The 21068-nt window shown below is 65.9% G+C and carries 19 protein-coding genes, 1 tRNA gene and 2 pseudogenes; 10 read left to right on the forward strand and 12 right to left on the reverse strand.

Annotated features, from left to right (window positions below):
• Window positions 1-317 precede the first annotated feature (317 nt).
• From MBTS_RS02965 to MBTS_RS02980, 4 genes are all read left to right on the forward strand, one after another.
• Entirely contained in the window at window positions 318-2417 is a 2100-nt protein-coding gene (locus tag MBTS_RS02965) for a TonB-dependent receptor (protein ID WP_192215051.1), read from the forward strand.
• An 80-nt stretch (window positions 2418-2497) separates the two neighbouring features.
• A complete protein-coding gene (locus MBTS_RS02970) occupies window positions 2498-3691 on the forward strand; it encodes an MFS transporter (protein WP_192215052.1) in 1194 nt (397 codons plus the stop codon).
• Window positions 3692-3695: 4 nt separating this feature from the next.
• Window positions 3696-4373 (forward strand): class I SAM-dependent methyltransferase, encoded by a 678-nt coding sequence (locus tag MBTS_RS02975; protein WP_192215053.1) that lies wholly within the window; start codon window positions 3696-3698, stop codon window positions 4371-4373.
• Window positions 4361-4633, forward strand: a complete 273-nt coding sequence (locus tag MBTS_RS02980) for a cupin domain-containing protein (protein ID WP_192215054.1) — start codon at window positions 4361-4363, stop codon at window positions 4631-4633. Before MBTS_RS02975 ends, MBTS_RS02980 begins: the two co-directional genes overlap by 13 nt.
• Before the next feature lie 8 nt (window positions 4634-4641).
• On the opposite strand, the pseudogene MBTS_RS02985 reads toward MBTS_RS02980, so the two are convergent.
• The 6 genes and pseudogenes from MBTS_RS02985 to htpG all read right to left on the reverse strand — a co-directional run.
• Window positions 4642-4794: pseudogene (locus tag MBTS_RS02985) on the reverse strand (transposase); the annotation flags it as partial.
• Window positions 4795-4996: 202 nt separating this feature from the next.
• A pseudogene (locus MBTS_RS02990) lies at window positions 4997-6165 on the reverse strand (ISAs1 family transposase).
• Between the two features lie 34 nt (window positions 6166-6199).
• Window positions 6200-6544: a hypothetical protein gene (locus MBTS_RS23610; RefSeq protein ID WP_238253845.1), complete on the reverse strand. Its 345-nt coding sequence runs from the start codon at window positions 6542-6544 to the stop codon at window positions 6200-6202.
• Between the two features lie 60 nt (window positions 6545-6604).
• Window positions 6605-6964 (reverse strand): ImmA/IrrE family metallo-endopeptidase, encoded by a 360-nt coding sequence (locus tag MBTS_RS23615; RefSeq protein ID WP_238253846.1) that lies wholly within the window; start codon window positions 6962-6964, stop codon window positions 6605-6607.
• A gap of 341 nt (window positions 6965-7305) precedes the next feature.
• A tRNA-Ser gene (locus MBTS_RS03000) sits at window positions 7306-7395 on the reverse strand.
• Between the two features lie 100 nt (window positions 7396-7495).
• On the reverse strand, window positions 7496-9328 hold the full coding sequence (gene htpG, locus MBTS_RS03005) for a molecular chaperone HtpG (protein ID WP_192215055.1): 1833 nt from the start codon (window positions 9326-9328) through the stop codon (window positions 7496-7498).
• Window positions 9329-9516: 188 nt separating this feature from the next.
• On the opposite strand from htpG, the gene MBTS_RS03010 reads away from it, so the two are divergent.
• From MBTS_RS03010 to MBTS_RS03020, 3 genes are all read left to right on the forward strand, one after another.
• Complete coding sequence (locus tag MBTS_RS03010) at window positions 9517-9810, forward strand: hypothetical protein (protein ID WP_238253847.1); 294 nt, start codon at window positions 9517-9519, stop codon at window positions 9808-9810.
• 134 nt (window positions 9811-9944) lie between these two features.
• Window positions 9945-11096, forward strand: a complete 1152-nt coding sequence (locus MBTS_RS03015; RefSeq protein ID WP_192215056.1) for an FIST N-terminal domain-containing protein — start codon at window positions 9945-9947, stop codon at window positions 11094-11096.
• Complete coding sequence (locus tag MBTS_RS03020; RefSeq protein WP_147830714.1) at window positions 11093-12436, forward strand: ATP-binding response regulator; 1344 nt, start codon at window positions 11093-11095, stop codon at window positions 12434-12436. Before MBTS_RS03015 ends, MBTS_RS03020 begins: the two co-directional genes overlap by 4 nt.
• Window positions 12437-12462: 26 nt before the next feature.
• On the opposite strand, the gene MBTS_RS03025 is transcribed toward MBTS_RS03020, so the two are convergent.
• The 6 genes from MBTS_RS03025 to MBTS_RS03050 all read right to left on the reverse strand — a co-directional run bounded on the left by MBTS_RS03025 (window position 12463) and on the right by MBTS_RS03050 (window position 17983).
• The gene (locus MBTS_RS03025) at window positions 12463-13653 is read right to left on the reverse strand and encodes an L-dopachrome tautomerase-related protein (protein WP_192215057.1); all 1191 of its coding nucleotides are present in this window, start codon (window positions 13651-13653) and stop codon (window positions 12463-12465) included.
• Window positions 13654-13684: 31 nt separating this feature from the next.
• Window positions 13685-14656, reverse strand: a complete 972-nt coding sequence (locus tag MBTS_RS03030) for an SMP-30/gluconolactonase/LRE family protein (protein WP_192215058.1) — start codon at window positions 14654-14656, stop codon at window positions 13685-13687.
• A 65-nt stretch (window positions 14657-14721) separates the two neighbouring features.
• A complete protein-coding gene (locus tag MBTS_RS03035; RefSeq protein WP_192215059.1) occupies window positions 14722-15927 on the reverse strand; it encodes an SMP-30/gluconolactonase/LRE family protein in 1206 nt (401 codons plus the stop codon).
• Window positions 15928-16023: 96 nt separating this feature from the next.
• Window positions 16024-16389, reverse strand: a complete 366-nt coding sequence (locus tag MBTS_RS03040) for a response regulator (RefSeq protein WP_056140965.1) — start codon at window positions 16387-16389, stop codon at window positions 16024-16026.
• A gap of 174 nt (window positions 16390-16563) precedes the next feature.
• Entirely contained in the window at window positions 16564-17133 is a 570-nt protein-coding gene (gene hpt, locus MBTS_RS03045) for a hypoxanthine phosphoribosyltransferase (RefSeq protein ID WP_056140962.1), read from the reverse strand.
• Between the two features lie 70 nt (window positions 17134-17203).
• The gene (locus MBTS_RS03050; protein ID WP_056161300.1) at window positions 17204-17983 is read right to left on the reverse strand and encodes a zinc-ribbon domain-containing protein; all 780 of its coding nucleotides are present in this window, start codon (window positions 17981-17983) and stop codon (window positions 17204-17206) included.
• A 157-nt stretch (window positions 17984-18140) separates the two neighbouring features.
• Between MBTS_RS03050 and ftsE the strand changes: the two genes are divergently transcribed.
• From ftsE to MBTS_RS03065, 3 genes are all read left to right on the forward strand, one after another.
• The gene (ftsE, locus tag MBTS_RS03055; RefSeq protein ID WP_018045475.1) at window positions 18141-18839 is read left to right on the forward strand and encodes a cell division ATP-binding protein FtsE; all 699 of its coding nucleotides are present in this window, start codon (window positions 18141-18143) and stop codon (window positions 18837-18839) included.
• A 35-nt stretch (window positions 18840-18874) separates the two neighbouring features.
• Window positions 18875-19807 carry a cell division protein FtsX gene (locus MBTS_RS03060; protein WP_056140957.1) on the forward strand — a complete coding sequence of 311 codons (933 nt, stop codon included), beginning with the start codon at window positions 18875-18877 and terminating at the stop codon, window positions 19805-19807.
• A 269-nt stretch (window positions 19808-20076) separates the two neighbouring features.
• On the forward strand, window positions 20077-20763 hold the full coding sequence (locus tag MBTS_RS03065) for a YdcF family protein (protein ID WP_056140955.1): 687 nt from the start codon (window positions 20077-20079) through the stop codon (window positions 20761-20763).
• Window positions 20764-21068: the final 305 nt, after the last annotated feature.

The raw sequence follows: 21068 nt of genomic DNA on the forward strand, positions 1-21068 counted from the left end.
TGCAGGCGAACTTGTTCTACTTCTCTGGCGTCAATGAGGGGCCTCCATCGTCGCCACGATTCCGGGGTTGGCTGATCCCTCCTCCGTTACCGGCCATTCAGCATTCCAACGCGCGTCACGGCGGCACCGCAGCCTGGACGAACGTTCAGGTTCGATATGCACTGAGGCAATGCGCCTACCGACGCGCCGCACTCACCGTTTGCCCATCGCGCGCGAATGATCCGGTTCCCGAACAAAGGACTCCGAAGCCCGAACATCCGCAGCCTTGTCGAGGCCAGCCACGCAATCTAGGAGCAAAAGACAAGCTGGAGCATAAGATGCGAACCGATCTTAAAAGTATTATAATGTTCGGCAGTGTATCTCTTGGCATCTGTGCCGCTCAAGACGCGACGGCTCAAAACGCAAGAATAAATGACACAGCCTCGGTCGCGCTGGATCCGATTACGGTCACCTCGGATCAGCGGACGGATGCAATCGAGAAGCTCCCTGCGGCGACGACCGTCATAGCGAGTCGCGATCTTGGATACGGCAAAGTCAATACCCTGGACGATGTTGCGCAACGTAGCGTCAACGCCATCTTCAGTTCACAGGGCGGTCCGTTCACGATCCGCGGCATCGGATCCCCGGGACTGGACGCTGGTGTCGACAGACAGCCTTCGGTCGGCGTCTTTCTAGATAATGTCTACATCGCGCGGCCGTTTGGATACCCGACGTTCCTCACGGACGTCAGCAACGTCGAGGTTATCCGCGGATCTCAGGCGACACTCTTCGGCAAGAATACGATCGGAGGTGCCGTCAACATCATCCTACGGGATCCGGGAACCGTTCCAGGGGTCGAGGCAGAGGCGGGGATCGGTAGCTACCCGAGCGGCCGGCTCCAGGCCGGCTTCGATACGCATGTGGGATCGTCTGCCTTCAACGCGCGTGGTTTCGTAGCGTGGACCGGCCAGAATGGGTACATCCGGAACCTGACGAACGGCGAGGATGTCAGCGACGTCAACGCCCTCGCGACACGGTTCGTCATCGCCGGGCCGCTTGGCGAGGCAACGAAACTCAGGCTGTCTTTCGATTATTCCCGCAATCGTGACGATGGCGGACTTTGGTACGCCCCGCTGCCTCTCGCCCAACGCTTCAAGGCGATGCACGACTTCAAACCCGACAACAAACTCGATATCGGAGGCATCACCGCCCGCGTCGACCACGACTTCGACGCGTTCCGGATCACGTCGATCACGGCTCTTCGTGGGCACAGCCTCAACACGATGCTCGACGGTGACTTTACTGCAGCCCCGCTATACGGGCAGGCACAGACGGAGGAGCAGAGGCAATTCAGCCAGGATCTTCGCTTCACCTCCACGCTGCCCGGTCCCTTCCGTTGGACCGGCGGCCTGTTCTACATGCATGAGCGGTTCAACGCCGCACAGTTCTTCGACATGGCAACAGTACCGCGCGAACTGTGGAGCCGCGATGTCTTCAAGCAGGACACCGATACCTACTCCGCCTTCGGAGAGATTGCTTACCGCTTCGACAATGGCTTCGAACTGATCGGAGGCCTGCGCTATACCCACGAAACGAAGAGCACGACATCCGAGATCTCGAGCCCGAGCGGAACCTTCGCGTTCGGCTCCCCTGGACGGATCGCGGCCGACAGTGCCTTCGACAACCTCTCGCCGGAAGCGACGGCGGTCTACCATCTCTCCGAGGACAAGCAGGTCTTCGCCAAGGTCAGCCGCGGCTTCAAGGCAGGCGGAGTCAGCCCTTACATCGAGGCCGACGGCACCGCCAATCGCTACCAGCCCGAGACGACGACCTCGTACGAGATCGGCACCAAGAACTCGTGGCACGGCGGTCGCTATACCCTGAACGGCTCACTCTTCTACATCGACTGGAGTGACCTACAGACTTCCCTATACACGACCCCCTTCACGCGTGTGATCCGCAACGCGGCGGCGGCGACCTCCAAAGGCGTCGAGGTCGAAGGAGGGGTGCGCCTGACCGACAATCTCACGGTGACGGCGGGTTACGGCTACCTCGACGCGCGATACGACACGTTCGTGGATACGGTGCTCGGCAAGACTTACTCCGGCAACCCCCTCCCCTATGCGCCACGAACCAGCATCGAGGGCGGCTTGAGATGGGTCAGCGCCATCACGGACGACATGAATTTTGTCGGCACCGTAAAGTATGCCTACCGGACAACTTACTCATTCACCCCTGAAAACGGCTACCGCCAACCCGACACCCACATCGTCGATGCGCGGCTTGGCGTCGAAGGCCGGACCTGGAGCGCCACGCTTTGGACGAAGAACCTGCTCGACCAGCGTTACCTCCGGCAATACTTTAACTACAGCGGAACCAACATCGGCGTCGCCGCGCAGGGACGTACGCTCGGCTTGATCGTAGCGGCTCGATGGTAGGCACTCCTTCGATGATGCGATCCGGCGCGACCGATGGCCCCCCGGCGATGGCGAATAAAGCATCCCGCTCGGCGTTTCTCATGATCGCCGGGCTCTACGTCTCCCAGGGCTTACCGATCGGGTTCGCCTTCGAAGCTCTGCCGATACTCCTGCGTCAGGCAGGAATCGGACTCGATACCATTGCGCTCACGCCGATCGTGGCGTTGCCTTGGATTCTCAAGTTCCTATGGAGTCCGTTGGTCGATAATACGTGGACGAAGCGGCTTGGACGCAGAAGGAGCTGGATGATCCCCACGCAAGCGGTGCTCGTCATCTCGCTTGTCGGGCTCGCCTTCGTCCCGCTCGGCATCAGCAACATGCCGATCACCGCTGCCCTTCTGCTGCTCGGATCTTGCGCTGGCGCGACCCAGAACATCGTGACCGATGGTTTTGCGGCGGAGGCTCTACCGCACGAAGCGCTTGGGGTGGCGAACGCGCTGCAGATCGGAGGGATCGTGGCAGGCGCCATGCTCGGCGGAGGGGGCTCGCTCATTTTGCATGATTTATGGGGCGTACAGGCCGCACTCCTCGTGCTCGCGGCCGTGGCCCTCCTGAGCCTCCTGCCTGTACTATCCTGGCGAGAATCCATCCGGCCGGCGGACCGTACACGGCGGAAGGCGCGCCTCCCAACGATCATCCGGCGCAGAGGGTTCGGGCCCATCTTGTTGCTGTCGCTCTGCTACGGCGTGGCAAATGCAGGCGGCTTCGGGCTTTCGAAGTTGGTCCTCCTCGAGAAAGGGTGGATGGTCTCGCAGATCGGGGCCATCGCCGTTCTGTCGAGCGCCACGGTGATGTTGATCGGGTCGCCCCTCGCTGCCTTCGCGATCAGGCGGTTCGGGCTCTGGCACACCATGCTGGCCGGCCTTTTCGTCGCTCTCGCTCCGTTGATCGCATGGTGGTGGGCGGCCTCCGGCCCTGCCTCGCCATCGTGGGTTCTGGCGGGTGCGGCCACGGTTCTGCTCGGAACCGCCGCGGGTCTGATCTCCGTCGCCGCGTCGACCCTCGCCATGCGCTTTGGCGCACAGGGTAATCAAGCCGGAACGGATGTCGCAGTGCTGCAGAGCGCCAATGTGCTCGGCGAGATGATGATCGCGAGCACCGCGATGTGGCTGGCCTCGTCCATGGGCTACGCGAACGCCCTTATCGGAGCTACGGCCGCGACCGCTGTGGTTTTTGCGATCGTGCTGTGGTGCAGGGAGTCGGTACCGTCTGTGGTGCTTGAGGGAGCGAAATGATACGATGACCGTACGATCACGTTCCCATGGCGACCGCATTACGGACGCCATCGCCCGCAAACCTTCGGGCCTTCTCGGCAAGCTACTGTTCCGATACCCTTTCGCACATCTCACCGGCTTCGAGCTCGCCCTGAAGCTTGCGCCCACAAGCGCCTCCGATGTCGTCTTGGATGTCGGCTGCGGCGGCGGCGTTTTCCTACGCGAAGCGCTTCGAACGGGCTGTACGGCGACAGGCCTTGATCACAGTCCGGATATGCTCGCAACAGCCGCGAGCGTGAACGCTGCGGCGATTCGCGAGGAGCGACTCACTCTCGCCGAAGGCGATGCCGGTGCCTTGCCGTTCCAAGAGGCCAGCTTCGACAAGGTCTTCTGTTTGAATGCTTTCTTCTTTTTTTCCGAGCCCGCGGCCGCGATCGCCGAGATGGCGCGGGTGACCCGGGCGGGAGGCTCCGTCGCCATCCTGACGACGGCGAAGCAATGGGCGAGCGATGCGAACTGGCTCGTCCGTCCCCTGGTCAGGCGGATGCGCTGCCATGAGCCGGAGACCCTGTCCGGCTGGGCAGCGGAGGCCGGCTTGCGAACGATCCGGATCGAACCGGTGCCGAAGAGCGGGTATCTCCAGATCTTCGAAAAGGCCAAGCATCCTGCAGCGCGACGTCCGGAGGCTATATGTCCGGTGTGATCGACGTACCCGGCTTCCGCGGCACTGTCATAGGCACCGTTGGAACGATGACGATTGTGCGTGGCACTTTGCATGGGGAGCTTGCGGCCCATGTGGCCGAGACCGACGAACTGGTTGTCGTGCTCTCTGGAGCCATCGTGGTTCAGGTAGATGGGTCCTGCAAAAACCTCCAACCCGGCGACTGCTCCGTTATCCCGAAAGGCACCGAGCATCGCGTCAGCGCGGCCGATCCTTCGCTCGTAGTGATCGTCGCAAGGTAGCGTGCGCTCATGCCGACGAACTGCTTCTTCAAGCGATAAAAGGTCGGCTCGGATACGCCCATCTTCCGGCAGACCTCGTCCACCGTCGCGCCGCTCTCCGCCTGCCGCAGGGCGAAGGCGATCTGTTCGTTCGTGAAGCGTTTGCGAGGCCTGGCATCCACCCTCCTTCAGGGTTCAGGATGCCCGAAAAACTTGCGCTCAGCGCGGACCAGTTTGGTGGGTCAGGGTCAGTGTTGTCGGGCTTGAGCGCAGGTGAAGCAACGGGCGTGGTTGACCCCACTCGTTGCTGTTCGAGCTCGGCAGCGAACGCTGCCGGGGTAGCGTAGCCCAACGACGAGTGCAGCCCAGGGCTTCGGATCCGGATTAACGGGCGAGTTCGCCCAGGATTTCTGCGAGGTAGGTTGGGTCCCATCCGGCGCGCTTTCGTCTGAGCTTGATCGAACGTTTGTCGGAGACGGCCCGGACGAGGTAAGGGCGAAGTGCCGGACGACGGCCATGTTGCGGGCGCCGTGGCCTTTTCGCAGGCGGGATTGGTCGTCGGCGAAGACGACGTCGAGGACCCAGTGCAGGCTGTTCTCGATGGCCCAGTGTCCGCGCACGGCGTCTGCGGCGCGTTGTGCCGTGAGGGCTGCCGAGGAGACGTAGTCGCGGGTCTCGGTGCGGCAGCGGTCCTTGAGGTCGGTACGGGCCCGGACCCGCACGAGGCAGGCGACGCCCGGCAGGCGTGTCTCACCGGGGAAGTGGCGGGGACCGTCGAGCCAGTCGACCTGCCGCACGACGCTGACGCGCCTCTCTTCGATGCGGCCGTGTCCCTTGTCGTGCTCGATGACGGTCTCGGTGTCTCCTTCGGCGCTGGTCTCGAACAGGCTCTCGACCTCGGCGCGCAGGGTGGGCTGGTTGGCTTTGACGGCGAGCAGGTGGTCGGCGCCCGCTGCCGTGATGGCGGCGGCGATGCCCGGATTGGTGGCGACGGCGTCGATGGAGACGAGGGCGCCCTTGAGGCCGTCGTTGTCGGCCAGCCGCTCGATCAGGATCGGGATGGCAGTGGTCTCGCTCGCTTTGTCGGGTACCGCCTCTTAGCCGAGCATGAGGCGGGCCGTGGTGGCGAAGGCGGAGACCAGATGCAGCGGCGGCCTGCCGGTGGCGCGGTCGTGGCTGCGGCGCGAAGTCTTGCCGTCGATGGCCACGAAGTCGGGCCGCTGCGGCCAGGTGGCCCGGACCCGGGCCGTGAAGGCGGACGCGAACAGGTGCGGATCGATCCGGTTCATCAGGATGGTCAGCCAGCGACCGCCCGGCACGCCGTGATGGTAGGGCAGATAGCGTCGCAGGATCGGCAGGTGGGCCTCGCCCCACTCCGCGATCAGGTCGTAGTCCTCGCAGTCGCAGATCGTGCCGCAGACCACCAAGAGCAGCACCTCCGGCAGGGGATGCGCCACCTGCCAGGGGACCCGCGGGTCGTCGATCTCCCCAAAATGATCGAGAAGCGCCTTCAGGCGCGACGGCGGCAGGATGTCCAGGGGCACGACACTCATCAGGGGGCTCCCAATCGGCGCTCTCCTCACAGAGTCAGCATTCCCGCAAGCCGTAAACCGCCGTTAACCCGAGTTCGGAGCCCTGCATGTCGCCCGCGATGTTCGGCAGATGCGGACTGCTATGGTAGAGCGAGTGCACTGGGACCGGGCTGCCCACCGCGCGGACGATGGCCGGAAAGGAGAGGCTGCGATAGCACCGCTGCACCCGACCGTTGCCCGCCACGACGATGGCGATCCGCTCGGGGTGGTATTGCACGTAGGCCCGAGCCGCCGTCTCCCTACGGACCGCGACGTCGCGTGCGAGCCTGAGAACGTGCTGCAGATTCGGTTCGGCAAAGGCCGCCATGGCTCCCCGCAGCAGATGAGGGGGCATCAGCACGAGGCAGGCGAAGCGGTTGGCCTCGACCTCCCTACGCTGCCGCTGATCGCCCTCCTTCGCTTACACGCGCAATAGGTCGGAGCTCTTGCAGAGGAACCGGCCGGGCTGATCCGGGAAGTGATGCGGCATCAGGAAGTGGCCGAGTTCGTGCAAGATGGTGAAGCGACGACGCGGTTCGCCCCCGCGCTTGGCAAGGATGGTTCCTTCGGACCGCATGGCGTCGGTTACGAGGCCGCCCTCGAACCCGTCAGTGTCCAGGTCCTCGATCCTGAGGATCCCGAGGCGTGCGCACAGCTCCTGGATCGGCACGGGCACCGGAAGGTTCGGCTCTGCCTGTAGAATGCGTTTGACGAGCGCCTCAGGTGTGCCCGCTCCCCCGAGGTCTATCCTGCTGATCGCCATCCGCGCATCGCCTTCCATCCCCGAGCCGCTTCGTTAGGCTGCCACGCACCCATTATCTCGAAACCGGACTGCAGGGAGTTCGTACAGGCAGTAATCCGTTGTAGGCGCGTGCCTTGAGCGGTTGCCCGCTATTCAAACGAGACCTCCTGGCCGGAAATCAGTGCCTCTGGGCAAAAAAGTCGCGTTGATCGAAAGGCCGCCATGCACCCCAAGCGATCGGCCTCGCGCGCGCGAGACGAAGTCCAGCGCGATCCAGCTTTAGCCGACACAAGCCGATACAAAATGTGGGGTAAATTGGCGGTGGTCGCCGGCCGTCAGGCCAAATTCAACAACAACTGCAATGGTTTGTCTTAGTCAAATGGCGGAGAGGGGGGGATTCGAACCCCCGATGGGCTTGCACCCATGCCGCATTTCGAGTGCGGTACAATCAACCGCTCTGCCACCTCTCCGCGGGGCGCCTCGATGAGACGGAGGCTCGTTAACACGAGTTCGGTCGACATCACAAGTCGAGAGCGCACAAAGAATGCGCTCCCGTCGAACGTCGCGGGGTCAGCCGCCGGAGGCCAGGGCCGCGGCGACCTTGCGGGCGAAGGCGACGGGGTCGCGTGGAGTGTCGCCGTCCTGAATGCGGGCGAGGTCGACGAGGGTGCCGGCGGGCTCCGTCACGTCCTCCCCGGCCTCGGCCTTCGCCGCGAGGGAAGCGATCAGCGGGTGGCGCGGATTGATCTCGAGGATCGGCAATCCGCCGGCTCCTCGCCCGGCCCGGCGCAACAGGCGCTGCATCTGCAGGTCGGGCCCGCTGCCCGAGGCCGAGAGCACCACGGCACTCTCCACCAGCCGGTCGGTGGCGCGCACGTCGGCCACATCCGTGGCCAGTGCCGCCTTGAGGGCGGTGACGAGGGACTCGACGGAGGCGGGTGCCTCGCCGGTTTCCTCGGTGGCGGCGATTTTCGAGAGGTCGAGGCCGCCCTGTGTCACCGAACGCAGGGGCTTCTCCTCGAACCGGCCGAGCTGCTCCGGCCAGAACGCGTCGACATGGTCGGAGAGCAACAGCACCTCGACGCCGCGGGCGCGGAAACCCTCGAGCTGCGGCGAGGAGGCCAGGGCGTCGGCATCGTCGGCCACGAGGTAATAGATCGCCTCCTGGCCGTCCTTCATGCGCGAGACGTAATCGGGCAGGGAGGTCCAGCCTTCCACCGCCGAGGAGCGGAAGCGTAGGAGCGGAGCGATCTCGCCCCGGCGCTCGTAATCCTCGTAGATGCCCTCTTTGAGGACGGGGCCGAAATTCTCCCAGAAGGACTGGTAGCCCTCCGCATCCTTGGCGCGGTTGCCGAGTTCGGAGAGGACACGGCCGGTGACCGCGCGGCGGATCTTGGTGAGAACCGGCGTCGCCTGCAGCATCTCGCGAGACACGTTGAGGGGCAGGTCCTCGGTGTCGACGACGCCCTGGACGAAGCGCAGCCAGGTCGGCAGCAACTCGGCCTCATCGGTGATGAACATGCGCCGGACGTGGAGCCGGACCTTGCTCGCGCGTTCGCCCTCCACCGCCTGGAACGGCTTCATGCCAGGAATGAACAGCAGGGCCGAGAATTCGAGCGCCCCTTCCGCGCGCCAATGCAGGGTCGCCCAGGGCTCGTCGAAGTTCATGCCGACATGGCGGTAGAACTCGGTGTACTGCTCCGGGGTGACCTCGGATTTCGACTTGCGCCACAGGGCCGTGCCCTGGTTCGCGGTCTCGGTCTTGCCCTCGGCGACGATGGCCACCGGCACGGTAATGTGGTCGGCCCATTTGCGCACGACGTGGTCGAGCCGGTAGCTCTCCAGATACTCGTCGGCGTCCTCCTTGAGATGGAGGACGATGTCGGTGCCCGGCTCGTCGCGGGTCGCCTGTTCCAGGGTGTAGCTGCCCTGTCCGTCCGAAGCCCAGGTCCAGGATTCATCGGAGCCGGCGCGGCGCGAGGTGACGGTGACACGGTCCGCCACCATGAAGGCGGAGTAGAAGCCGACGCCGAACTGGCCGATCAGGCTGGGTTTGTCCTCGGCCTTCGCGTCTCCGAGCGACTGGCTGAAGGCGCGGGTGCCGGAGCGGGCGATGGTGCCGAGGTTCTGCGCCAGTTCGGCCTTGGTCATGCCGATGCCGGGATCGGAGATCGTCAGCGTGCGTGCGGTCTTGTCGGGGGTGATCGTGACCTTCGCGTCGGCCGGCGGGGCAGAGACCGATTGCGTCAGCGCCTCGAAGCGGCGCCGGTCCATGGCATCGGCGGCGTTGGCCACCAATTCGCGCAGAAAGATTTCGCGGTCGGAATAGAGGGCGTGAACCACGAGGTCCAACAGCCGGCCGACCTCGGCACCGAATTCGTGCCGTTCCAGGGTATCGCTCAAGGGTTTGCCTCCGGGGATCGAACGGTGCGCGATATGACCCTTGCGGTGCGGAAATTCAATATCGGCAAGTAGAAGCCGGGTCCGTCATGCCGCCGCCGGGGGCAGGCGCCCGGTCCATGCAACCTTGTCCGCTCTCGGGCGTAGCCGTGTCTGACTCACCACGTTCGAGGACGACGACGATGGAACCGATGAAGCCTATGGAACCCATGAAGCCCATGGAGCCGATGAAGCCCATGTCCGGCGGCGAGGCCTGGTGGCCCCAGGAGCTGGGCCAGCCTTCCACCAGCGGTGGCCAGAACGGGATGCGCTACGCCTTCTTCCCCGACTCGCGCCGGCTCGTCATCGACACGGACGGCAAGCGCACGACCTACGATACCGGCGATCACCAGATCAGCGGCGTCTCCCAGAGCAACGGCTCCGCGCCGACCTTCTCGTCCCGCCAGGGCGACGTGTCGGTGAAAGACCTCAAGACGGTGGATTGAGCCCAAAAGGCGGCGCTTGCGAGCGCCGCCATTGCGCCCGGCCTGACGCACCGACATACTCCTCCGACATGACGTCGAGGCGCAAAGCCGACGCATGACGCCGAGGGGACGGGACGGTGAAGGAAGGCACGCGGATGCGTGGGCATCTGTGCGGGATCAGGACCGCCTGGACGGTCGCCGCGACGGCGGCCGAGGCGGTGGCGGACGTCGCCGCCGGCATCGGTCCATCCCGTCTCTCGCATCTGCTGGCCTTCTTCTCCCCCGATTACGTCGTCGATGACCTGAACACCGCCCTGGCAGGCGCTTTCCCCGGCACACCCATCACCGGATGCACCATGTCGGGCGGCATCTGCCCGGCGGGCGGGCTGGAGCGCGGCCTCGTGGTAGTCGCTTTCCCCGAAAAGGGTTTTCGCGTCGTCTCCGCGATCCTCGATGCCATCGACCATCTCGACGTGGCGCGCACCGCCTCGTCCGTCCGTGCCCTGCGGCGGATCCTGGAGACGGAATCCCCCGATGCCGCACCGAACCGGCGCTTCGCCCTGTCCTTCATCGATGGCCTCGCCAATGCGGAGGAGACGGTGGTCTCGGCCATCGCATGGGCGCTCGATGGCATCCCCCTGGTCGGCGGATCCGCCGGCGACGACCTGAATTTCCGCGAGACGGTGCTGCTCCACCAAGGCTCGATCCATCGCCGGGCGGCGGTGGTGGTCCTGGTGGAGACGGATTATCCGTTCCAGATCTTCAAGAGCGATCATTTCGAGCCGACGACCACGAAGTTCGTGGTCACGGCCTCCGACGACGAGCAGCGCATCGTCCACGAGTTGAATGCCGAGCCTGCCGCCCGCGAATACGCCATGGCGGTGGGGCTCGACCCGGAGGCGCTGACGCCGATGAGTTTCGCCGCCTATCCCCTCGCGGTGAAGGTCGGGGGCGAGTACTTCTGCCGCTCGATCCGGCGCATGAACGCCGATGGCTCCCTGAGCTTCTTCTGCGCCATCGACGAGGGCGTCGTCCTCACACTGGCCCAGCCGCGCGACATCGTGGAGACCACCCGGAGCGAACTGACCCGTCTCGAAGCGGCACTCGGGGGGATCGATCTCATCATCGGCTTCGATTGCATCCTGCGCCGTCTCGATGCGGAGAGCCGGCAGGTCCGCCAGGGCATCTGCGACCTCTATCGCCGCTATGACGTGGTGGGGTTCGAGACCTATGGCGAGCAGTACCGGGCGATGCACCTCAACCAGACCTTTACCGGCATCGCCATCGGCCGGCTGGCCGCTTCATGACAGCCGGCTCTCCCAGCGTCGGCGACGAAGAGGCCAGCCGCCGTATCGCCAAGCTGGAGCGTATCAACGCGGCGCTCATGGCGCATGTGGAGCGCACCATGGACCAGCAGGGGGGCGCCTATTCGCTGTTCCAGACCGCGATCATGCTTGAGGGCCGCGTCCGCTCCCGCACCGAGGAACTCACTGGCCTGATGCACAGCCTGGAGCGCTCCAACGCCGCGTTGGTCGCGGCCAAGGAGGAGGCCGAGACCGCCAACCGCTCGAAGACCCGTTTCCTCGCCGCCGCCGGGCACGACCTGCTGCAGCCGCTGAACGCAGCGCGCCTCTCGGCCTCCGCCCTATCGGACATGCCACTCGGCTCGGAAGCCCTGGCGATGTCGGCGCAGGTCGAACGGGGGCTGCAGACCATCGAGGACCTGATCAAGACTCTTCTCGACATCTCCAAGCTCGATGCCGGCATCGTCCGCCCGGTCATCCGGCCGGTGGCTCTCGGCGATCTGCTCGACGGGATCGCGGCGAGCTTCATGCCGATGGCCGAGCGCAAGGGCCTGCGTCTCGCGGTCCGCTACCCGGAGATTCGGGTGGACAGCGACCCGGTCCTCCTTCGGCGCATCCTGCAGAACCTCGTTTCCAACGCGATCCGATATACTGGCCGGGGCGGCGTACTGATCGCCGCGCGCCGGCGTGGTCGGCTGTGCCGCATCGAGGTGATCGATACCGGCTGCGGCATCGCGGAGAGCGAGCGCCATCTCGTCTTCGAGGAATTCTACCGGGGCGGCGGGGCGGGTGACGAGGGCGAGCCGGGACTTGGCCTCGGACTCTCCATCGTCCAGCGCATGGCCACGGCCCTCGACCATGCCCTCGTCCTCGATTCGCGGCTCCGCCACGGCACCCGGGTCAGCCTGTCCGTCCCCATCGGCGCCTCCCCGACCGAGACCATGGCCGGCCCCGCGCCCATCGCCACGCGGTTGACCGGGGCACGCGTCCTCATTGTCGAGAACGACCCGGCCACCGCCGATGCGCTGAGGCGTCTGCTGCAGAACTGGGACGCGGAGGTCAGTGTCCATCGCGACCTTGCGGGTGTGGCGGAGCGCGTCGCCGCCGGGCAGCCCCTGCCGGACGTACTGATCCTGGATTATCACCTCGATCACGGCGCCTGCGGCCTCGATGTCGCGAGCTACCTGCGCGGCGTGGCCCATTCGGCCCTGCCGGTCATCGTGACCACCGCCGACCATTCGCCCGGGATCGAGGCGGACGTGGCGATGATCGGCGCCGAATTGATGCACAAACCGATCAAGCCGGCGCAGCTGCGTGCCCTCCTCACTCACATGCTCGCCTGATCATACGACCGGGCGGGGGCGCCGTATCAGGCCGGGTCGGCGTCGATACGCATCCGGAGGATGGCGTAGGGCGGCTGCCGCATGTCGCGGCCGTTGTTGTAGTCCGGGCTCCGATTGACCTGCGCGGCGGTGATGTAGAGCCAGCGGTCGGGGGTGATCCAGAACGTGTCGGCCCAGATCAGCCGGGGATCGGTGGCGAGGATGGTGACGGTGCCGTCCGTTTCGCGCCGGCCGACCGCATTGTGCTCCTGCAGGGCGAGATACACGCGGTCCTTGGAATCCGCGATGAGGCCGCCGGTCATGCCCTTCTCGCCAAGATCCTCGACGGCGGCGGCGACCTCGGCATCGGACACCGCCGGGTCGAGGAGCGAGGCGGTCTCCACCGCATAGAGCCGCCGGCCCATGAGTGGCGCGTAGTAGAGGCGGCGGCCGTCCGGGCTCAGGGCGATGCCGTTGGCGCCACCCTGCACCGGGCGCGGCGGTCCCTCCGCCTTGCGCTGCAGGATCTGGCGGTTCTCGACGATCTTGACGATGCCCTTCTGGGATTCGGTGCTGGCATGCTCGGCGAGGCGCCGGACGACGCGGCCGCTGGCGAGATCCACCGCCAGGATCGCGCCGTGCCCGTCCTGGCCCTGGTCGGTGATGAAGGCCACCGCCCGGCCGTCGCGGATATCGACCCGCAGGTCGTTGAGCGAGGAGGTCGCGGTGACGCCGGCCTCCAGCGGGACCATTCTAACGATCCGGTTGGTCGCCAGATCGAACTGAACGAGCTTGGCCCCTCCCGGAATGGGCGGCCCCGCGCCGTCCGGCAGCCCGGCATCGAGAACCCAGAGCGTGTCGTCCCGGTCCATCACCCCATTGGGGACATGCAGCAGGCGGGTCTGGGCGTGCTTTGCATCGGGCTGGTTGGTGGTCTCGTCGGGATAGGGCGTCACGCTCCCATCCGGCATGACTTCGCCGAGGGTGAAGGGCACCTTGGCGTTGAAGCGCGGCATCATCACGAAGATGCGGCCGCTCCGCGACAGAGTGAGGCCAGTGGGGTTCGAGGGTGCATCCGCCGCCATGGCGAGTTCGAGTCCCGGCACCCCTGGATCGCTGGCGACCGTCTTGCCGGATGCCGTAGGGGGAGAGCCTCCCTCAGCTGCAGAGGCCTGGCTGCTCAGGCAGGCAAATCCGGCGAGGCCGGCCGCCAGCATGTCACGTCGTGCGAAAGTCATTGATGCTGCAATCCTGAAGAAATGACGTTGGTCAGCTGGCTTTCGCCGCGCCCCGGACCTTGAGATCGATGGCGGCCACCACGGAGCCGGCCGAGATGAAGAGGCGATGCCCGTCCGCCCCACCGAACTCGACGTTGGAGGCCGGCGTCGCCGTGGCGATCCGGCCGAGCAGCGTCCCGTCGGGTAGGTAGATGCGCACACCGTCGGCACAGGCCGCATAGATCCGTCCGGCTTCGTCGATAGCGAGACCGTCCGGGGCGCCGGCATCGAGCGCGGCGACCACCCGTGGCTCACCAAGGCGCCGGTCCTTCACCGGGAAGGCGAGGATGGCGCGCGCGCCCTCCGCATTGTCGAGGGCGGCGCTGGTCTCCGTGACGTAGAGCGTGTGGCCGTCCGGCGCGAAGGCGATGCCGTTGGGCTGGCCGACGGCATCTGTCATGCCCTGGACTTCACCGGCCGGATCGATCCGGTAGACCCGCCTCGCGGATTGGGCCGGCACCGCCTGAATGCCTTCATCCGGCACGGTGATGCCGAAGACGGGATCGGTGAACCAGATCGCTCCGTCGGGCGCGAGCGCCGCGTCGTTGGGTGAGTTCAGGGGCTTGCCGTCGTAGGAATCCGCCAGCACGGTCATCGTCCCGACGGGTTCGCGGCGGACGACGCGACGGGTCCGGTGCTCGCAAGTGACGAGGCGCCCCTTCGCATCGAGGATGTTGCCGTTGGCGTTGTTGGAGGGATCGCGAAACGGCTTCACCTCGCCGTTTTCCCTGATCACCAGCATGCGGTTCGACCGCACGTCGCTGACGATGAGGCCCCCGAGATGCGGCGCCCAGCACAAGCCTTCGCACCACCGACCCTCGCGGTAGAGGGGCATCGGCCGGGCGGACGGATCGACCAGTTCGGCGAACCGGGGATCGTCTGACCGGAGGATCGGAGCCGCCGAGGCGTGACCGCTCCAGAGACCGGATGCGGCGAGGCCGCAGAGGATGTCGCGTCGGCGCATGGGAAAGCTCGCAGGGGAGGGCGGGAATGCCCGGCCGGTCTCGCCGACCGACCGGGCCTTCGGTCTCAGCGGGCGGATGGGATCGTCGTCGATCCGGTGGCATCGCTCGCCGGGGGCTTGATGCTCCACAGGTCTGTGGGCAGGGCCGCCGGTGCATCGGGCTTGTAGAAGGCCGAATCCTGGATGCGAGAGGTCGTCACGTAGAGGGTGCCGTCCGGTCCCTCGGCGAAAGTGTCGGGCCAGCGCAGGCGCTTGTCCTGGATCAGGGTCGTGAGGGCAGAACCCTTGGCGGACAGGTCGCGGACCTTGATCGAGTCATCCTGGGGCGAGGTGACGTACATCCGCCCATCCTTGCGCGAGATGATGAGGCCGTCCGCAGGGCCGTTGTCGCCCACCGTCTCCACCTTGCCCGACAGGCTCCTGTCGCTGAGTGCTTCCGGCACGAGCGACGACGTCATCCAGCCGGTGAGCGAGGAGGTCGGCAGGCTGTAGAGGGTCCGCCCCTTGATCGCCTGCCAGTACAGGGTGTCGCCATCGGGCGAGAGGGCGATGCCGTCGGCGGCGAATTCCACGCCGCGTCCATCGGGCCGCCGAAGGGGCCTGCCCTCGTAGGTCACGGTCACCGTCTTGTCGGGCTGGGTCGTCGGATCTCCGTCGAGGAGGCGGCGGGCCTTGCCGCTGGCGAGATCGACCACGACGAGGGCACCACTCGCGCCCGAATCGGTGATGTAGGCGGTCTTTCCATCCGGCGAAAAGCGCACGTCGTTGAGGTAGGAACCCTGAGGGGCCACGGCCTCGTCGAAGGCGATGGTGCGGGCGGGCCTGTTGGTCTTGAGGTCGATCTCCACGAGCTTCGGCCCGTTCTTCACCACCGCCGCCATGCCGGGCGCGGCCGGATCGAGCACCCAGAGATTACCGTCAGGGCTCGCCACCACACTCTGGACGCAGATCCAATGGTCCCCAGCCGAGACATCGTCCTTGCGCGCATTGCGCCAGGCGTTCCACTCGGCGTCGGGAAAAGGTGTGATCCGGCCGTCTTTTACCTCGGCGACGGAGACGGCGCTGTCTTCGGTCCAGCGTGGGAAGTTGACGAACACGCGACCATCCTTGGAGACGGTGACGCCGGTGACCTGATGCTCGAAGCTGGCGACCTTGGTGAGTGTGCCGGCGGCGGGACCCGGCTGGGCTTCAGCCGCAGCGGCCCCGGTGGCGATCGTGCCGGAGAGAAGCAGCGCGGCCAGGGCGGCGCGGGTCGTCGTCGATAACGTCATGGGGCACTCGTCGCGAGAAAAGGAGGAATCACTCCCTTCGGCAACGCAATGACCGGCGGCCAAGCTTCATCGAAATTTCGCGGACGTGCGGCCCGTTCAGGCGGCGAGCGCGCGTTTCACCGTCGAGCGCAGGTCGGCCAGGGAGAAGGGCTTCGTCAGCACATCGGTGACGATGGCGTCGAGGCCACGGGCCCGCTCGCGCTGGTCTGCGAACCCCGTCATCAGGAGGATGGTCAGGTCGGGAAAATCGCGCTTGGCCGCGAGAGCGAGGGCGATCCCGTCCATCAGCGGCATACGGATATCGGTGAGCAACAGATCGAACCCGCCATCGGCCTCCATCAGCCGATCGAGCCCGTCGCTCCCATCCGACGCCGTCACGACGGAATGCCCGTCGATTTCCAGGCCCCGTTTCAGGAAGCCACGCACGGGCTCTTCATCGTCAACGAGGAGGATTCGTGCCATCAACTCTTTGTCTCTGCTGGATCGTCCAGACTGCGCTTTTACTCAGCTTCGATGTCAAGGGCCGCTTTGCATCAAATGATATGCAAATGTCCTGCGTAACCCGACCGCGCGCAATTGTCGCCCTAAAGCCACGGCTGTGCCTGATCGTCAGCTTCGCGTGCCTGCAGGACGGGCTCAGGTGCCGCCGAACAGGTCCGGCTCGCTGCTCACGTGGTCGACCAAGCCGACGAAGGGGAGCTGACGATATTCGTGGGCGACATCCATCCCGTAGCCGACCACGAACACATCGGGGCAGGTGAATCCGACGAAATCGGCATCGATGGTCACCGCCCGCTTGCCCGGCTTCTCGAGCAGGACGGCAGTCAGGACCCGCTTGGCGCCACGCGCCATGAGCAGGTCCTTGGCGAAGACGACGGTGCGTCCGGATTCCAGGATATCGTCCACCAGGAGGACGTCGCGGCCGCGAACCTCACTCTCGACGTCGCGCAGGATCTCTACCTGTCCCGAGGAAACCGTGCCGCTGCGATAGCTCGACAGGTGGACGAACTCCACCTGCGGTGACAGGCCGGACCGGTGCAGCGCCCTCAGCAGGTCGGCTGCGAACATGAAGCTTCCCTTGAGAACCGCCACGACGAGGAGGTTCTCGGGCTTGGCCGCGACGATGGCCGCGGCCAGTTCCTCGTTGCGGTTCGCGATGGCGGTTTCGTCGAAGAGGACGCGCACGCGTCGGGTCGGGCTGGTCATACGATCTCTCTACCACGAGCGGGCGCGGGTGGCACCGTTTTTTGCCCTGCGCGAGAGGCAACGTCCGGTGTCAATGACCGAGATCCGTCTCCGGCACACCGCGCTCCGGTGCGAACCCGACCTTGATCGTGCGCCCCTGCGCCGGCGGCGCCGACAAGCTTGCCCTGAACCGGGCCGTCTCGCGATCCTCGAGGCTGGAGCGCGGCGGCGCCACGGTCCAGCGGTAGATGGTCTGGTCCTGCGCATCGCGCACCTCGACTTCGATCGGCGGCACCGGGACGGGGTTGCCCGCCACGCCGACCACGTCGCCCTCGACGACGAGTTGGGACGCGGCGCCCTCGCCCTGGGTCTGGAAGGCCGAAAGATCGCGGATCTCGATGCCGCGCAGGTTCACGGGCATGCCGATCCCGGCATAAAGTGCAGCGCTCTGGGGCATGGCCCGCACCACGGTGCTGCGGGCAAGTAGCGCCAAGGGTATGCCCGCCAGCAAAGCGAGCCCGAAGGCGGCGACCGGCGACATAGCGCCCCATCGTTTCGGAGGGGGCGTGCGCCCGCGGGGCTTGCGGACCGGCTTCTCCTCCGGCATCGGATCCACCGCTGCGGCCTGGGCCTCCTCGGCCAGTGCCGCTTCCCATGCATCGAGATCGGCCTGCGCTTCCCCGCGCCCCTCCACCGAGCCCATCGCCGCCTGAATCTCGGCCATCTCCTCGGCGAGAGCAGCAGCGACCTCATCGGGTGAGATGAACCAAGTCTCGCGACAGGCGGCGCAGCGCACCGAGCGGCCTTCGACGCCGACCCTGTCGGTGGCGATGTCGTATTCGCTTGCGCAGGCCGGGCATACGATCAGCATGGCGAATCGACGCCTCGAATTCTCGATCGGCGGTTGCCGGTTCGGTGAAAAAGACTCACACCATCATCGCCAAGAGCGGTTAATCCTCCGTGAAGCGGCAGAATGGGAGCGCAGGCTTGTCAGCAGAATCAGGCATCAACGGATCCGGGCATCTCGCGTGACCGCTGACAGCCTCCTGTCGGGCGTCGAGGAGCCCGTGGTCCAGTTCGAAAATGTCGGCATGCGCTACGGCCTCGGGCCGGAAGTGCTGAGCGACGTGAGCTTCCAGATCGCCCCGCGTTCGTTCCAGTTTCTCACCGGTCCCTCCGGCGCGGGAAAGACCACCCTGCTGCGCCTGATCCTTCTCTCGGTCCGGCCGACGCGCGGGCTGGTCTCGGTGTTCGGAGAGGAAGTCAGCGACATCTCCAACGAGGCGCTCACCGGTTTGCGCCGGCGGATGGGCATCGTATTCCAGGATTTCCGGCTGCTCGACCACCTCACCACTTACGAGAACGTCGCCCTGCCGCTGCGCGTCCAGGGCAGGTCGGAGACGAGCTACCGTGCCGAGGTGGTCGAACTCCTGCGTTGGGTCGGTCTCGGCGAGCGCATGCACGTCCTCCCGCCGCTTCTGTCGGGCGGCGAAAAGCAGCGCGCGGCGATCGCCCGGGCGCTCATCGCGCGGCCGGACCTTCTCCTCGCCGATGAACCAACCGGCAACGTCGATCCCGGTCTCGGCCGGCGGCTGCTGCGGCTATTCATCGAACTCAATCGGCTCGGAACCTCCGTCCTGATCGCCACCCACGACTTCGCCCTGATGGACCTCGTCGACGCCCCCCGGCTCGTCCTGGGTCAGGGCCGGCTGCAGATCGAACACTGATGGGTCGTCAGGCAAGCCCACCGCCGCATCCCTCGATGCCCATCGCTACCGACCAGGAAGCCCTTCCGGCGACCCTGCGACGCAACGCTCCCCTCGTCCCCACCGACTCGGCCGCGAGCCGGGCGCTCGCGGCCGTCATCGCGATCCTGACTTTCCTGGCGGCTCTTTGCGCCGGGGCGGCCGAGATCGTCGCCTCCAGCGCCGATCAGTGGCAGGGCAGCGTTGCGCAGGAGGTGACGATTCAGGTGAGGCCAAGCGCCGGTCGCGATATCGATGCCGATGTGGCCAAGGCCGATGCGCTGGCAAAGGCGACGCCCGGAATCGCCACGACGCGGATCTTTTCGAAGGCGGAAGCCGAACGCCTGCTCGAGCCCTGGCTCGGCAGCGGCCTCGATCTTTCCGACCTGCCGGTTCCGCGGCTCGTGACCCTGAAACTCGCGGATTCCCCCGCGCCGGATCTGAAAGGACTCCGGGGCGCGCTCGGCGAAGCCCTGCCGGGGGTGGCGAGCCTCGACGACCATGCCCTATGGCTTCAGCGGCTCTCGACCATGGCCAACACCTTCGTCGGTGTCGGCGTCGGCATCGTCGCCCTCGTCCTGATCGCCACCGGGCTCGCGGTCGTGTTCGCCACGCGCGGCGCCATGGCCGGCAATCGGGAAGTGGTGGAGGTGCTGCACTTCGTCGGCGCGAACGACGATTTCATTGCCCGCGCATTCCAACGCCGCTTCTTCGGCCTCGGCCTACGCGGAGGCGTCATCGGCTCGTGCCTGGCACTTGCGGTCTTCGCGCTAGCGGGACTGCTCGCCCGGCTCTGGCGATCGGGGCCGGCCGGAGACGAGATCGAGGCGCTGTTCGGCGCCTTCCATATCGGTTGGCGTGGCTACGCCGCCGTCCTGCTCATCGGCGTGATCGCCTCCGTGGTGACCGGTATCGTTTCGCGGCTCACGGTCAGACGATTCCTGCGCTGAAGCTGGGTTTTCGACTGCGGGACAGGGCTCTTCGCCCCCTTGCTGCATGACATCGCACAGGGTTCCGAGTTCCCGGAATCGCGTTAACTATTCGTAAACCCTTAGGGGCAGAAGTATCGCCTCGCGGATGCCGCATTCGGCACTACCTTCGGAGAATGGCCACGCGGATGTCAGGACTCGGCACCACTCGCCCGCTGGAGGCGTTCGGTTGGGTCTGGCCACGCGGTCGGGCGGAATTGTCGGCGCCTCCCGCACGGATCGCAAGGGTGATGTCTCCAACACTGCAGCGTATCGGCTATGTCACCCTCGGCCTCGGTGCCATCGCCACCCTGGCGCTGGTTGCCGGGTTCCTGATCTTCGCCGAATCCATCGCCCGTGACGAGCGCACGCTCGACGGCCGGGCGGACGGGATCGTGGTCCTAACGGGCGGCGCACAGCGTATCGGCGACGCAATCGATCTTCTCGCCGGCGGTTATGGCCGGCGCCTGCTGATCACCGGCGTCAACGAGCGAACGAGCCGCGACGAGATCGCCCGCCTGAATCCGACCCAGCGCCACTGGATCGAGTGCTGCGTCGATCTCGATTACCGGGCGCGCAACACGATCGGCAACGCCATCGAAACCCGTCGCTGGATGCGCCAGCACCGGTTCAATACCGTCGCGGTGGTCACCTCGAACTACCACATGCCCCGGACCTTGGTGGAGCTCGACCACGCGTTGATGGGCAAGGACCGGGTTCTGCCCCACCCCGTGATCGCGGAAGGCTTCGACGCCGATCGCTGGTGGCGGCACCCTGGAACGGCAAGGCTCATCGGCTCGGAATACCTGAAGTTCCTCGTTTCATGGCTGCGGACACGGTTCGAATCCGATCCGGAGCAATCACGAGCGGCGATCATGATGGGGCGCGGAAAACCCATCAAGCTCGTCTCCGAATCGATCATGCGCGCGCAATACTGACACCGCGCTCTCAGCGCGAGGCGTGTCGCCCGATAGCCACCGTCACAATCCTCGCTCCGTCCTGCATCGGCAGATTTATGGATGTCGAAACCGGATTCCGTCTTCCCCGAGACAGTATCCTCGGACCTTGGCTTCGGGCCTTGCGTCTCGCCTCGGTGGGCGTTTCGATCACGTATAGGGTGGGCGTTCCGACGGGTGCGGGGCGGATGCCGGTGGCGGTGGGAACATCGTATGTTCCATATCCCCAAGCGCTCGGGACAAGCTCGGTTGGGCGGGGTATTGGCGGCAACAACCCAGTACGAGAG

This window comes from Methylobacterium bullatum (assembly GCF_014845095.1).
Classification (GTDB): domain Bacteria; phylum Pseudomonadota; class Alphaproteobacteria; order Rhizobiales; family Beijerinckiaceae; genus Methylobacterium; species Methylobacterium bullatum.